General features: G+C 72.3%; 11 protein-coding genes. 2 read left to right on the top strand and 9 right to left on the bottom strand.

Going from position 1 to position 13,895, the window contains the following annotated elements:
- Window positions 1–39: 39 nt before the first annotated feature.
- Complete coding sequence (locus tag AB0J74_RS14405; RefSeq protein WP_363448185.1) at window positions 40–414, top strand: YciI family protein; 375 nt, start codon at window positions 40–42, stop codon at window positions 412–414.
- Complete coding sequence (locus AB0J74_RS14400; protein ID WP_363448184.1) at window positions 411–1,658, top strand: sigma-70 family RNA polymerase sigma factor; 1,248 nt, start codon at window positions 411–413, stop codon at window positions 1,656–1,658. Before AB0J74_RS14405 ends, AB0J74_RS14400 begins: the two co-directional genes overlap by 4 nt.
- Window positions 1,659–1,757: 99 nt before the next feature.
- Here AB0J74_RS14400 and AB0J74_RS14395 read toward each other — a convergent pair whose 3' ends face one another.
- The 9 genes from AB0J74_RS14395 to AB0J74_RS14355 all read right to left on the bottom strand — a co-directional run bounded on the left by AB0J74_RS14395 (window position 1,758) and on the right by AB0J74_RS14355 (window position 13,895).
- Entirely contained in the window at window positions 1,758–3,866 is a 2,109-nt protein-coding gene (locus tag AB0J74_RS14395; RefSeq protein ID WP_363448183.1) for a ThuA domain-containing protein, read from the bottom strand.
- 54 nt (window positions 3,867–3,920) lie between these two features.
- Window positions 3,921–6,743 (bottom strand): carbohydrate-binding protein, encoded by a 2,823-nt coding sequence (locus AB0J74_RS14390; RefSeq protein WP_363448374.1) that lies wholly within the window; start codon window positions 6,741–6,743, stop codon window positions 3,921–3,923.
- 351 nt (window positions 6,744–7,094) lie between these two features.
- Window positions 7,095–8,162: a polyprenyl synthetase family protein gene (locus tag AB0J74_RS14385; RefSeq protein ID WP_363448182.1), complete on the bottom strand. Its 1,068-nt coding sequence runs from the start codon at window positions 8,160–8,162 to the stop codon at window positions 7,095–7,097.
- Window positions 8,162–9,556, bottom strand: coding sequence for a nucleotide pyrophosphatase/phosphodiesterase family protein (locus tag AB0J74_RS14380; RefSeq protein ID WP_363448181.1), 1,395 nt, complete (start codon window positions 9,554–9,556; stop codon window positions 8,162–8,164). The genes AB0J74_RS14385 and AB0J74_RS14380 overlap by 1 nt, the downstream gene beginning before the upstream one ends.
- Complete coding sequence (gene eboE, locus AB0J74_RS14375; protein ID WP_363448179.1) at window positions 9,553–10,749, bottom strand: metabolite traffic protein EboE; 1,197 nt, start codon at window positions 10,747–10,749, stop codon at window positions 9,553–9,555. Before eboE ends, AB0J74_RS14380 begins: the two co-directional genes overlap by 4 nt.
- Window positions 10,749–11,597 carry a TatD family hydrolase gene (locus AB0J74_RS14370; RefSeq protein WP_363448178.1) on the bottom strand — a complete coding sequence of 283 codons (849 nt, stop codon included), beginning with the start codon at window positions 11,595–11,597 and terminating at the stop codon, window positions 10,749–10,751. Before AB0J74_RS14370 ends, eboE begins: the two co-directional genes overlap by 1 nt.
- Window positions 11,597–12,208, bottom strand: coding sequence for an EboA domain-containing protein (locus AB0J74_RS14365; protein WP_363448177.1), 612 nt, complete (start codon window positions 12,206–12,208; stop codon window positions 11,597–11,599). Before AB0J74_RS14365 ends, AB0J74_RS14370 begins: the two co-directional genes overlap by 1 nt.
- Complete coding sequence (locus AB0J74_RS14360; RefSeq protein ID WP_363448176.1) at window positions 12,205–13,047, bottom strand: sugar phosphate isomerase/epimerase family protein; 843 nt, start codon at window positions 13,045–13,047, stop codon at window positions 12,205–12,207. The genes AB0J74_RS14365 and AB0J74_RS14360 overlap by 4 nt, the downstream gene beginning before the upstream one ends.
- Window positions 13,044–13,895 (bottom strand): SCO3242 family prenyltransferase, encoded by an 852-nt coding sequence (locus tag AB0J74_RS14355; RefSeq protein WP_363448175.1) that lies wholly within the window; start codon window positions 13,893–13,895, stop codon window positions 13,044–13,046. The genes AB0J74_RS14360 and AB0J74_RS14355 overlap by 4 nt, the downstream gene beginning before the upstream one ends.

The raw sequence follows: 13,895 nt of genomic DNA, 5'->3' as shown, positions 1-13,895 counted from the left end.
TCGTGGACCTGGTGTACGGCCGGCCAGAAGGAGACGACCATGACCGAATACCTGATCACGTTCAACGACGAGTGGGTGCCCGACCACACGACCGAGGAGCTTGGCGACAAGGCGAAAGCCGCCCGGGTCGTGCTCGAGGAGATGGTGGCGGAGGATGTCCTGATCTTCACCAACGGCGGGCTCGACCGGTCCACCGCGGTGTGCAGCGTCGAGTCCTCCGACGGCAAGCCCGTCTTCACGGACGGCCCGTACGTCGAGACCAAGGAACATCTCGGCGGCTTCGCCGTCGTCGACGTGCCCGACGACGCGACGGCACGTTACTGGGCCGGTCGCCTCGCGACCGCGCTGGAGTGGCCGCAGGAGGTGCACCGGTTCCGCGGCGCCGGGCACCCCCGCCGCGACCGGGCGCTGTGACCGCTCCCACCGTCGACCAGGCGATCACCCGGGCCCACCACGAGGAGTGGTCGCGGCTGGTCGCCCGCCTCGCGCGCCGCTTCGGCGGCCTCGACGTCGCCGAGGAGGCGACGGCCGAGGCGTTCGCGGCGGCCGCCGAGCGGTGGCCGCGCGAGGGCATACCGCCGAATCCCGGCGGTTGGCTCGCCACCACCGCGTCCCGCAAGGCGATCGACTGGCTGCGCCGTGAGGCACAGCGCGACGCCAGGCACGAGGCGGCCCGCATCGTGCACGACGACACCCCGCCCGAGCCGACCGGACCGGTCGAGGACGACCGGCTCAGGTTGGTCTTCATCTGCTGCCACCCGGCGCTGGCCATGGAGGCCCGGGTGGCGCTCACCCTGCGCCTGCTCGGCGGCCTGACCGTCGCCGAGATCGCCCGCGCGTTCCTGGTGCGGGAGACCGCGATGGCGCGCCGGATCACCCGGGCCAAGGCGAAGATCCAGACGGCCCGGATCCCCTACCGGCTGCCCTCGGCCGGCGACGTCCGCGACCGCCTGGCCGGCGTGCTCGCCGTCGTCTACCTCGTCTTCAACGAGGGCTATCTGGCCAGCGAGGGCCGGCAGGCGGTGCGCGGCAACCTGATCGACGAGGCGATCCGCCTCGGCCGCCTGCTCCGGTCCCTGCTCCCCGACGACGGCGAGGTCGCCGGGCTGCTGGCGCTGATGCTGCTGATCGACGCCCGGCGCGCGGCCCGGGTGTCGCACACCGGCGAGCTGGTGACCCTCGAGGAGCAGGACCGCGGCGCCTGGGACCGGGCTCTCATCGCGGAGGGCAGCGCCCTGGTCCGGGAGCGGGTCAGGGCGGTGGCGGCCGGCGGCGACCCGCCGGGGCGCTACCAGTTGCAGGCCGCGATCAACGCGGTCCACACGCGGGCACCGTCCGCCCGCGACACCGAATGGTCCGCGATCGTGGCCCTCTACGACCGGCTGGTGCAGCTCGACCCGTCGCCGATCGTCCGGCTCAACCGGGCGGTGGCGGTGGCCGAGGTCGACGGCCCCGACGTCGCCCTCGCCGAGATCGACCGGCTCACCGAGGCCCTCGACGGCTATCACGCCCTGCACGCCGCGCGCGCCGACCTGCTGCGCCGGCTCGGCCGCAGCGGCGAGTCGCGGTCCGCCTACGACCGGGCCGTCGACCTGGCCGGCAACCCGGCCGAGCGGGCCTACCTGCGCCGCCGCCGCGACCAGCTCGCCGGTCCTTAGTGGACGGCGACGCACCCTCCGCAGGGCAGGCGCGGAGGGTGCGTCGGGTGGAGGCGGTGGCCGGCACGGGTTGTGGGCGTCCCGGGCCGGCCCCCGCGGCTAGGGAAGGGTCCAGCGCTGGTTGGCCGCGCCGTTGCAGGTCCACAGGTGCACGATCGTGCTGTCGGCCGAGTTGTTGCCGCTCACGTCGAGGCACTTGTTGGAGTTGGCGTTGACCAGCGAGCTGTTGGCGCCGGCCGACCAGTTCTGCGCGCCGGTGCCGTTGCAGGTCCAGAGCTGGATCTTCGTGCCGTCGGCGGTGCCGCTGCCGGAGACGTCGAGGCACTTGCCGAGCGCGCGCAGGGTCTGGCCGGTGCGGGTCCAGGTCTGCGCCGTGGAGCCGTTGCAGGTGTAGAGCTGGATCTGGGTGCCGTCGGCCGTGCCGCCGCCGCGCACGTCGAGACACTTGCCGGCCAGCCCGACGATGCGGCCCGTGCCGGTCGGCGGCGTCGAGCTCTTCACGAACGTGAAGTCGTCGACGTCGAACAGTCCCGTGCCGGAGCCGGTGAACGTCAGGTAGACGTTGGCCGTGCCGGCGGGCACACCGGTCAAGGTCGTCTGCACGTTGGCGTACGTATCCCAGGAACCGGTGTTCGGCACGGCCACTGTGCCGAGCACCGTGCCGGTCGCCCCGCCGTTGCGCACCTGGATCGTGCCGCCGGCCCCGCCGGACACGACCCGGGCCCGGAAGGTGGTCGCGCCGCCGACGTTGACGCCGTTGTAGGCCGCCCAGTCGCCGGGCTCGATGTAGCCGAGCGTCTGCCCGTTGTTGGCACCGGCCTTGGTGAACGCCTGCACGCCGGACGCCGACGAGAACGACTCCGCCTGCACGGTCACGTCGCCACCGGCCGGCGGGGTGCCCAGCTCCTTGATCCGGACGTTGCGGAACGAGACGTCGTCGCCGGTGCCGTGGTTCTGGATGCCGATGTGGCCGGCCAGCGACCGTACCGGATTGGTGTTGGTGAAGTCGTTGATCTTCGAGCCGTTGAGGAAGATCTGCAGCCGCTCGCCCTCGACCAGCAGCTCGTAGGTGTTCCACTCCCCCGGCGGGTTGAGCGCCGCGTCGCGGGCCGCGATGTCGGCTGACTTGAACGTGTAGACCGATCCCGTCGTGCGGTCGGCCGCGTCGGTCGCGTCGATCTGGATCTCGTAGCCGTTGTCGACCGCGGACCACGGGTCGGTCGACGGCGGGAAGCCGATGAAGACGCCGGAGTTGTCGTCGCCGTCCATCTTCCAGTCCAGCTTGAGCGAGTACGACGTGTACTGCTTCGCGCTGTACCAGAACAGCCCCATGCCGCCGGTGGACTTCAGCGTCGCGTCGGAGTTGGTGAAGCTGCCCGGCCCGGCCTGCGACCATCCGGTCGTCGATCCGTTGTAGAGGGTCGTGTAACCCGTCTCCGGCCGGCAATCGGCCTTGGTGCGGGCGCCGGCGTAGCGGATGCCGCCGAGCAGCATCGCCCGGAACGCCGGGTCCGCGAAGGACTCCTGGGTGTGGCCGCCGCCGGTGTAGAACGAGCGGCCGCCGTCGTAGGCCTTGCACCAGATGTGCGGGTGGTCGGCACCCATCCCGCCGCCCGAGTAGGACGACTCGTCGAGGGTGGCCAGCACCCGCGCGCTGGAGCGGACGTTGGTGCGGTAGTTGTACCACTCGTCGGTGCGGGTCCAGGTCTGCGGCAGGTGGGCGGTCGCCGCGGTGGCCCGGTTCTCCACCTTGACATTGGCCTGCTGGATCGCCGGGTGCGAGGCGAACCACGCGCCGACCAGGTTGCCGTACCAGGGCCAGTCGTACTCGGTGTCGGCGGCGGCGTGCACGCCGACGTAGCCGCGGCCGGAACGGATGAAGTTCTCGAACGCGGTCTGCTGCGTCGCGTTGAGCACGTCGCCGGTGGTCGACATGAAGACCACCACCTCGTAGGGCGCGAGGCCGGCGGCGGTGAACGTGTTGGCGTCCTCGGTGGCGGTGACGGTGAAGTTGTTGGCCGCGCCGAGGTCGCGGATGGCCTGGATGCCGGCCGGGATGGAGTCGTGTCGGAACCCGGCGGTCTTCGAGAAGACCAGCACGTCGTACGCGGCGTCAGCGGCGCTGGCCGGGGCGGCCGGGGTGGTGCAGGCGATGACGGCCAGGGCCGCGGTGAACGCGCCGATGGCGGTCCGGATGAGTCTGCGCATCTGCTCTCCCAGGGACGAGCGGGGGCGCCTGGGCGGGCGCCCCCGCATTCAGGGTTAAGGCAGGGTCCACCGCTGGTTGGCGGCGCCGTTGCAGGTCCACAGGTGGACCACGGTGCTGTCGGCCGAGTTGTTGCCACTGACGTCGGCGCACTTGCCGGAACCGGCGTTGACCAGCGAGCTGTTGGCGCCGGCCGACCAGTTCTGGGCCGCCGTGCCGTTGCAGGTGTAGAGCTGGATCTTCGTGCCGTCGGCGGTGCCGGCGCCGCTGACGTCGAGGCACTTGCCCAGCGCCCGCAGTGTCGATCCGGTGCGGGTCCAGACCTGGGCCGCGCTGCCGTTGCAGGTGTAGAGCTGGATCTGGGTGCCGTCGGCGGTGGCGCCGCCGCGGACGTCGAGGCACTTGTTGGCCAGGCCGACGATCGGCCCGCTGCCGGTGCCGCCGCTGGTGTTGAAGGTGAACGCGTCGACGTCGAAGAGCGCGCCGGTGCCGCCCGCGAAGGTCAGGTAGAGCGTGGTGGTGCCGGCCGGCAGGCCGGTGAGGTTGGCGGTGACGTTGGTGAACGTCTCCCAGCCGCCGGTGTTGGGCACCGCGACGGAGCCGAGGACCGTGCCGGTCGCCGAGCCCGCCCGCACCTGGAAGGTGCCGCCGACGCCGCCGGAGGAGACCCGCGCGGTGACCGACGTGGCGTTATTGATCTTGTAGGGGTCGAACGAGATCCAGTCGCCGTTGTTGATGTCGCCGACCGTCCGGCCGCCCTCGGCACCGGTCTTGGTGATCAGCGAGACGCCGCTGGCCGTCTTGTAGTGCTCGGCCTGGCGGTGCTTGGGCTGCAGGGTGAACTGCTTGTGGGTGACCAGCCCGCCGTTGTCGGTGTATTCGGCGTCGAAGATCGCGAAGATGTTCGCCGCCGCGTCGTGCTCCCCGTCGGTCGGGACGGTGATCGACCCGGAGCACCCGGTGACGGACGTGATCTGGTGGCCGTGCTGGTCGTGCCCGAGCACGTACGTCATCTTGGCCCGGGCGCAGTTGATCGAGCCGTCTTCGGGGTCACTGGCCGTGATGGTGAACGGGATCGTGTCGCCGAAGTTGAAGAGTTGGCCGTTGCCGGGAACGCTGATGTTGACCGTCGGTGCGGTGTTGCCGACGCCGACCTGCACGCTGGCGGTGCCGGTCGCGCCCTGCGGGTCGCGCACGGTCAGCGTCGCGGTGTAGGTGCCGTTGGCGGTGTAGGTCTTCGACGGGTTGGCCGCCGTCGAGGTGGTGCCGTCGCCGAACGCCCACGAGTAGGTCAGCGCACTGCCGTCGGGGTCCGTGGAGCCGGCCGACGAGAACTGCACAGTCAGCGGTGCCTGGCCTGAGGTGGGCGATCCGGTCGCGACCGCGGTCGGTGCCCGGTTGCCGCCGGCGACGTAGTCGAAGCGGTAGAGCGCCGAGTTGGCGTCGCCGTTGAAGTAGCCGGTGCCGTAGTCGAGCACGTAGTAGGCGCCGTCCGGGCCGAACGCCGAGTCCATCACCTGCTTGCCGACCCAGGGGAAGGTGTCGATGGTGCCGCGGGTGCCGTCGGCGTTGACGTGGATCGGGCGGATCCAGCCGCGGCCGAACTCGGTGGCGAAGAACTGGCCCTCGAAGGCCTGTGGGAACTTGGTGGTCGACGGGTTGCTGGCGTTGTAGCGGTAGACCGGGCCGGCCATCGGCGACTCGGAGCCGCCGCCGAACTCGGGCGGAGTGCCGCTGTCGCCGCCGTACTTGATCCAGGCGGGCCGGGCGGCGGGCAGCGTGCCGAGGCCGGTGTTGCGGAACGAGTTGTTGGTCGCGCCGCCGGAGCAGTTGTATTTCGGCCCAGTGCTGTTGGTCGCGAAGTTCCACTCGTTGTAGGTCTCGGTGCTGGTGTTGGTGCCGGTGCAGTAGGGCCAGCCGTAGTTGCCGGCCGAGGTGACCCGGTCGAACTCGACCTGGCCGGACGGGCCGCGGTTGGCGTCGGTGCTGCCGGAGTCGGGACCGTAGTCGCCGACGTAGACCACGCCGGTGGCCTTGTCGACGCTGATCCGGAACGGGTTGCGGAAGCCCATCGCGTAGATCTCCGGGCGGGTCCGCGCCGTGCCGGGTGCGAACAGGTTGCCGGACGGGATCGAGTAGGTCCCGTTGGCGTTCACCTTGATCCGCAGCAGCTTGCCGCGCAGGTCGTTGGTGTTGCCCGCGGAGCGCTGCGCGTCGTAGGCCGGGTTGCGGTCGGTCCGCTCGTCGATCGGCGCGTAGCCGGCCGAGTCGAACGGGTTGCTGTCGTCGCCGGTCGACAGGTAGAGGTTGCCGGCCGCGTCGAAGTCGATGTCGCCGCCGACGTGGCAGCAGATGCCCCGGTCGGTCGGCACGTCCAGGACGTTGACCTGGCTGGCCATGTTGACGGTGAAGTCGGCGTTGAGGGTGAACCGGGCCAGCCGGTTGACCCCCTGCCAGGCGGTCCAGTTCGTACCGGTCGCGGGTGCGTCACCGGCGGGGGTGGACAGCGGTGGTGCGAAGTAGACGTAGATGAAGCGGTTGCTGGCGAAGCCGGGGTCGATGCCGACGCCCTGCAGCCCTTCCTCGTCGTGGGTGTAGACGGGGATGGTGGCGATCACGCTGGTGACGCCGTTGGCGTCGGTGCGGCGCAGCACGCCGTTGCGGGCCGTGTGCAGCACCGAGCGGTCGGGCAGCACGGCCAGCGACATCGGCTCGCCGACCTCGTTGACGCCCTTGGCCAGGGTGACCTGCTGGAAATCGGTGGCGTTGATGGTGTGTGCCTGCGCGGCCGGTGCGGCCGCGACAGAACCGGTGAGCGCTGCCGCGACGAGCAACAGAGCCGCACCAGCGGCCCTTCGGCGCAGCCCGTTGTTGTCCATTGGAGACATGGACGGTCCCTTCCTGACACGTTCTTGCCAGGCAGGGCGCGCGCCGTCGCGCCTGGTGCCGGGGCGGATTCCAAATATGTAAACCGCGGTGGACGACACAGTAAATTAGTTCAGGGACATGTGTCTATAGCTTCTGTCGCACATGGCACCACTTTTGGCGATCCGGCGAAAAGTAGCGCCAGGTCGTATCCGCCCGGTCGGTGCGAGCCGAGACGGAGTCCAGGTGTCGTCTGGTGGTGGCCCGGGATCGCCGGGATACCGGTGTTGTATCTCGGTGATCCCGAGACGCCGCCAGGCGGCGGCTGGGTCCGTCGCAGGCCGCGCTGACCGGTCGGATAGGACCTACAGCTGCCGGTCGACGGCTTCCGCGGCCAGCGCGGTCAGCACCGGGAGGGCCTCTGCCGAGACCGGCGCGTCCGCCAACGCGCCCATGGCGGCGTCCGTGCGTACCTTGATCATCTGTTCGATCCGGTCCAGGGCGCCGGTGTCGATGATGATCTGCCGCAGCTCCGCGGCACCCTCGGGATCGAGGTCGGGGTTGCCGAACAGCTCCTTGAGCCGGCGCTGCTGTTCACGGTCGGCACTGCCCCGGGCCAGCGCCATCATCACGGTCGGCTTGCCCTCGCGCAGGTCGTCGATGATCGACTTGCCGGTCACCGCCGGGTCGCCGAACACGCCCAGCACGTCGTCGCGGAGCTGGAACGCGTCGCCCAGCGGATCGCCGAACGCGGCGAGCGCCGCCAGCGACTCCTCGTCGGCACCGGCCAGCGCGGCGCCGATCTGCAGCGGGCGGGTCACCGTGTAGCGGGCGGCCTTCATCCGGATCACCGTCAGGGCGCTGGCCACCGAGCCGTCGCCGACGCCGGAGACCAGGTCGAGATACTGGCCGGCGATCACTTCCGTACGCATGATGGCGAACACGCCGTAGCCCTGGTGCACCTGCTCGGCGGACAGTCCGCACTCGTGGAACATCTGGTCGGCCCAGGCCGCGCAGAGGTCGCCGCAGAGCAGAGCGGTGTTGCGGCCGTAGGAGGCCGGGTCGCCCCGCCAGGACGAGCGGGTGTGCAGGTCGGCGAAGAGCCGGTGCACCGACGGCTCGCCGCGCCGCCGGTCGCTGCCGTCCATGATGTCGTCGTGGATCAACGCGAACGCGTGGAACAGCTCCAGCGCCGCGGACGCCGCGATGATCGGGGCGCCGTCGGCACCCCCGGCCGAACGCCAACCCCAATAGCAGAACAGCGGCCGCAGCCGCTTCCCGCCGGCCAGCACGAAGCGGTGCAGCGTCGTGAAGACGCCGCGCGGCGCGCCGTCGGGCCAGTCCGGGTCCTGGCGTTCCAGGAACGCGGCCAGCTCGGCGTCGAACCGCGCGCGCAGCTCCGCGGCGTCCATGGGGCGGACGTCGACCGTCATCAGTCCTCCTTGGCGGCGCCGGCCAGGCGCAGCAGCAGATCTTTGACCTCGGTCGCGGCGAAGCGGTCCCTCGCCGCGGCCGGGTCCGAACAGAGCAGCACCGGCGCGTCGGCGGCGTCCGCCGGCAGCCGGCCGTGCGAGCCGCGCACCGCGCGGGCGCCCGCGTCGAGCCCGACGACGCTCATCAGATAGCGCATGCCGAGCTTCTTGCGGGCCAACGCGACCCCGGCGCGGCCCTTGGCCCGGCCCGGGTTCTCCGGGTCGAAGAACAGCTCGGCGGGGTCGTAGCCGGGCTTGCGGTGGATCTCCACGAGCCGGGCGAAGTCGGGCGCGCGGTCGTCGTCGAGCCAGTAGTAGTAGGTGAACCAGGCGTCCGGCTCGGCGACCAGCACCAGCTCGCCGGCGCGCTCGTGGTCGAGGCCGGCGGCCCGTTTGCCCTCCTCGTCGAGGACCTGGGCAACGCCGGGAAGGCCGGCGCAGAGCTTCTGGACAGCGGGCAGATCGGCCTTGTCACGCACGTAGACGTGGGCCACCTGGTGGTCGGCCACCGCGAACGCCTTGGAGGTCCACGGGTCGAGGTATTCCATCCCGTCCTGGGTGTAGACGTGCAGCAGGCCCTCGGACCGCAGCAACCGGTTGACGTCGACCGGCCGCGACACGTCGGTGATGCCGTATTCGGAGAGCACCACGACGGTCGCGCCGCGCCGCTGCGCCGCGTCGAGCAGCGGGCCGATCTCCGCGTCGAGGGCCGACGCGGCGGCCGCGGCCTGCGGCGCGCCCGGCCCGAACCGCTGCAGGTCGTAGTCGAGGTGCGGCAGGTAGACCAGGGTCAGGTCGGGCGCGTGCTCGTCGAGGATCTGCTCGGCCGCCCGCCGGATCCACCGCGACGAGGCGATGCCGGCATTGGGTCCCCAGTAGGTGAACAGCGGGAACCCGCCGAGCTTGCCGGTCAGCTCGTCGTGCAGTTCCGGTGGGTCGGTGTAGCAGTCGGGCTCCTTGCGGCCGTCGGCGTAGTAGATCGGCCGGGGTGTGACGGTCCAGTCGACGTCGGCGCCCATGGCGTACCACCAGCAGACGTTGGCGACCGTGTAGCCGGGGAAGGCGGCGCGGGCGGCCTGCCAGACCTTCTCGCCGCCCATCAGCGCGTGGTGCTGCCGCCAGAGGAAGACCTCGCCCAGGTCGCGGAAATACCAGCCGTTGCCGACGATGCCGTGCCCGGCAGGCGGCTCGCCGGTCAGGAAGGTGGCCTGCGCGGAACAGGTGACGGCGGGCAGCACCGTGCCCAGCTCCGCCTGGAAACCGCGTTCCGCGAGCCCGCGCAGCCGGGGCATCCGGGTCAGCAGCCGCGGGGTCAGGCCGACGACGTTGATGACGACGAGCGGGGTGGCGGTCATGCGCGTGCTCCTGACGGGGCGGTCTCGGAAAGGCCCAGGTCGACCAGCGTGTCCCGGGCGAAGGCGAGCTCGGCGGCGATCCCGTCGGCCAGTGCGGCGGCGCCGTCGGGCCGGCGGGCCGGCGGCAGCACGCCCCAGGTGTAGGTCTCGACGTCGAGGTGGTCGCAGAGCGCCGTGGGGCCGCCGACCAGCTCGCTCAGCGCGCCTTGGAGCACCGGGATGGTCGCGGTCAGCGGCGGCATCGGCGCCGCGTGCAGCGGCACGTGGTAGTGCACCCGCCAGGCGCCGCCGGACAGCCCGCGGTCGAGGGCCTCGTCGAGGTCGTCGGCGGCGCAGGCCGGGTCGGCCGGATCGGCGGCGGTCGCGGTGGCGGCGGACCGGGTCTGGTGCAGGAACCGCGGCTCGACGTACTCGCGCAGGGTGCCGGCGGCGGCGACCGGGTCGGCGGCTTCCAGCGCGGCGGAGACCTGCACCTTGACCACCGGGATGCCGGCGGCGCGCAGCCGGCCGACCGCCTGCCTCGGGTCTTCCCAGGCGCAGGCCAGGTGGGCCAGGTCGAGGCAGACGCCGATCCGGTCGGTGTCGATCGCGGCCAGGTGGCGGACCGCCTGTTCGGTCGACTCCACGACGCAGCCGGGCTCCGGCTCGACCGCGACCCGGACCGCCCGGCCCGTTTCCCAGGCCATCCGGGCCAGGCCGGTGGCCAGCCGCTCCAGCACCCGTTCGGCGGCGCCGGCCTGCGGTGGCTCCCACGGCTGGCGCCAGGCGAACGGCAGGGTGGAGATGGAACCCCGGGTCGCGTCGTCGGGCATCAGGTCGAGCAGCACCCGGGCCAGGTCGAGGGTGTAGTCCAGGCGTTCCGGCGTGGTCCAGTCCGGGTGGTAGACGGCCTGCTTGACCACCGGGGCGTGGAACGAGCGGTAGGGGAAGCCGTTGAGGGTGACCACTTCCAGCCCGCGGGCGTCGAGTTCGGCCCGCAGTTGCCGGCGCAGCCGGGCCCGGGTGGCCAGCTCGGCCGCGACCGGGGCGGGCAGCCACAGGCCGAGGCCGAGCAGGTCGGCGCCGAGGCGCTCGCGTACCCGCACCGCGTAGGTGTCGAGTTGCGCGACGATGCCGGCGAAATCTTCGGCCGGGTGCACGTTCGTGCAGTAGCTGAGGTGGACGCGCTGGCCGTCGCGGTGGCGTAGGCGCATCAGCTGCCCCCGCGCAGGATCGAGTTGCCCTCGAACTGGGCGCCCGGGTCCACGTCGTCCAGTTCGAGCTTGCCGGACTGGCCGTAGAAGGCCACCGGGTTGCGCCAGAACACCAGGTCGACGTCGTCCTCGCTGAACCCGCTGGCGAGCATCAGGTCGGCCGTCTCGCGGGTCAGCAGCGGGTCGGAACGGCCCCAGTCGGCCGCCGAGTTGACCAGCACCCGCTCGGTGCCGAACTCCTTGAGGATCTCCACCATCCGCGGCGGCGACATCTTGGTGTCGGGGTAGATCGAGAACCCGGCCCAGCTGCCCGACTCCTTGACCACCTTCACGGTCACCTCGTTGAGGTGGTCGATGACCACGCGGCCGGGCTCGATGCCGGACTCGGCGATTACCTTGATGGTGCGCTCGGTGCCGCGGGCCTTGTCGCGGTGCGGCGTGTGCACCAGCGCCGGCAACTCGTGCTCGATGGCCAGCGCCAACTGCGCCGCGAAGGCGGTGTCCTCCGCCGGCGTCATCGAGTCGTAGCCGATCTCGCCGACCGCGACCACGCCGTCTTTTTCCAGGTAGCGGGGCAGCACGTCGAGCACGCCGGCGCAGCGCGGATCGTTGGCCTCTTTGGGGTTCAGCGCGATCGTGGCATGGTGCCGGATGCCGAACTGACCGGCCCGGAACGGCTCCCAGCCGACCAGGGAGTCGAAGTAGTCGGTGAACGAATCGACCGAGGTGCGCGGTTGGCCGAGCCAGAACGCCGGCTCGACGAGGGCCCGCACGCCGGCCGCCGCCATCCGCTCGTAGTCGTCGGTGGTGCGCGAGGTCATGTGGATGTGTGGGTCGAAGATTCGCATCACGCCTCTTTCCGCAACGCTGTGCCGGCCAACCTGTTGAGCAGCCCGGTGGCGTCGGCCGCCATCGGCCGCCCGGCCGCGGCCCGTTCTTCCGCCAGCCCGGCGAGCATCACCCGCAGTTCCTCGTCGGCGCGCTCGTCGAGGCCGTCCACGCAGGACAGCGGCAGGCCCATGAACACGCATTTGAGTACGCCCTGGCGCCAGGTCGCGGCGTCCAGGTGTGCGGCGTACGGGCCGAGGGCGGCGCCGACCAACCGGGTGTCGTTGGTGCGCAACGCGTCGTGCAGCAGCGGCACGCCGGCGTTGCCGATCGGCAGCAGCGGCAACGCCCGCAGCACCGCGCGTTTCTCGTTGGCGTCGCCGTAGCGGTAGAGCCGTTCGAGCTCTTCGGCGACCCGGTCCTTCGGCAGCGCCGCCAGCAGCAGGGCCCGGGCCGCCTCGTCGGCGGTCCAGCCGTTGGCCAGCGGCGCCCGGCCGCAGGCCCGGGCCGCGCGCGGGAACAACCGGGCGATCGCGCCGGGATCGGCCCGCACCTGGCGGACGGCTTCGTCGACCCAACCTATCGGGGGTACGGCCCGCGCGAGTGCGGCGTGGAGGTCGTCGAGGGTCATCGCCACTCCCTTCCCGTCCCGGCGGCGTTCCGCAGGAAGTCGATCGAGCGCGCGGCGACGTCGGGTGCCGCGTGCGAGTGTCGGGGCAGTTCCACGGCGACCAGGCCGGTGTAGCCGGCCGCGTCCAGCGCGCGCAGCACCGGCGGGAAGTCGATCTCGCCGGTGCCGAACTCGAGGTGCTCGTGGGTTCCCCGGCGCATGTCGTCGATCTGCACGTTGACCAGGTGGCCGGCGACCGCGGCGACGCAGTCGGGCACCGGGTCGGGCTCCAGGCACCGGCAGTGTCCGATGTCGAGGGTGATGCCGAAGCCGGCCGGCTCGCCGAGGGCCGCGTGCAACCGGCGCCAGCCCGCGATGTCTTCGACCAGCATGCCGGGCTCGGGTTCGAAGCCGAGCACGACGCCGCGCTCCTGCGCCGCCTTGAGGGTGGTGGCGCAGCCGTCGACCAGGCGCTGCCAGGCGGTGTCGGGGTCGACGCCGGGCGGGCGGACGCCGGCCCAGAACGAGACCGCTTCGGCGCCCAGGTCGGCGCCGACCGCGACGGCCCGGCGCAGGAAGTCCAGCCGCAGGGCGTTGTCGTCGTGCAGCAGGGTCGGCGCGTGCTTGTGCCACGGGTCGAGCAGGTAGCGGGCGCCGGTCTCGATGACCACGCCCAGGCCGAGCGCGCCGAGGCGGGCCGCGACCGCGTCGACCCGGGCCGGCAGGCCCGGCGCGAACGGGTCGAGGTGGTCGTGGTCGAGGGTGAGGGCGACGCCGGCGTAGCCGAGGTCGGCGATCACCGCGAGGGCATCGTCGAGGCGGTGGTTGGCGAAGCCGTTGGTGCCGTAGCCGAACCTCATGTGGCCGCCACCTTCCGGGTCAGCCGGCGGGCCAGCGGCGCGGCCGCCGCGACCAGGGCACCCGGCGCCGGTGCGCCGGCGCTCGCGGCGAGGGCGCCCTGCAGGGACGGCAGCGCGGTGATGCCGGCACCCACGGCCGCGCGCACCACACCGGCCGACGGGTCGGCGGCCGCCCGGGCCTGGGCGGCGCCGTAGCGGGCGGCATACCAGGCGGCCAGCGCCGCCGGGACCAGCGCCCGCCAGCCCCGCTGTCGTGCCGGGTGCGCCGCGACGGCGGTCACCGCCGCGGTACCGAGCAGCGTGGCCACCGGCAGCGCCCGGTCGGCGCCGGAGACCTCCCGGCGGGACAGCGCGGTGACGGTGTAGGTGTGTGCGGCGACCAGCAGGGCCGCCGGCACGGCCTTCGCGGGCCGACCGCCGGTGGCGCCGAGCAGCACGTCCAGCCCGCGGCAGGCGGCCATCACCGCAGGACCGGCGGCGGTGTTCTTGGCTTTCAGGTCATAGGCCCAGACCGCCGCGGCCAGGGGTACGGCGGCCGTGAGGGCCCGGCGGCCGCCGGCGAGGCCGGCGACCGCGACACCCGCCGCGGTCAGCCCGGCCGCGACGGCGAACGCCCGGCCGGGCGCGATCCGCCCGCTGGGTATCGGCCGTTCCGGGCGTTCGGTGGCGTCGAGATGCCGGTCGGCCCAGTCGTTGGCCGCCATGCCGCCCCAGTAGAGCAGCACGGAGGCGCCGGCGAGCGCGGGCGTGCGGGCGCCGAGAGCGCCCGCGGCGGCCGCGCCCGCCACCACGTCACCGGGCACCGAGAGCCCGGCGGGCGCCCGGACCAGTTCGGCGTAGTTTGCCAA

Source organism: Asanoa sp. NPDC049573 (genome assembly GCF_040676615.1).
GTDB lineage: Bacteria > Actinomycetota > Actinomycetes > Mycobacteriales > Micromonosporaceae > Asanoa.
The sequence above is the reverse complement of the archived record's forward strand: the minus strand, read 5'-3'. Positions and strand labels throughout refer to the sequence as shown.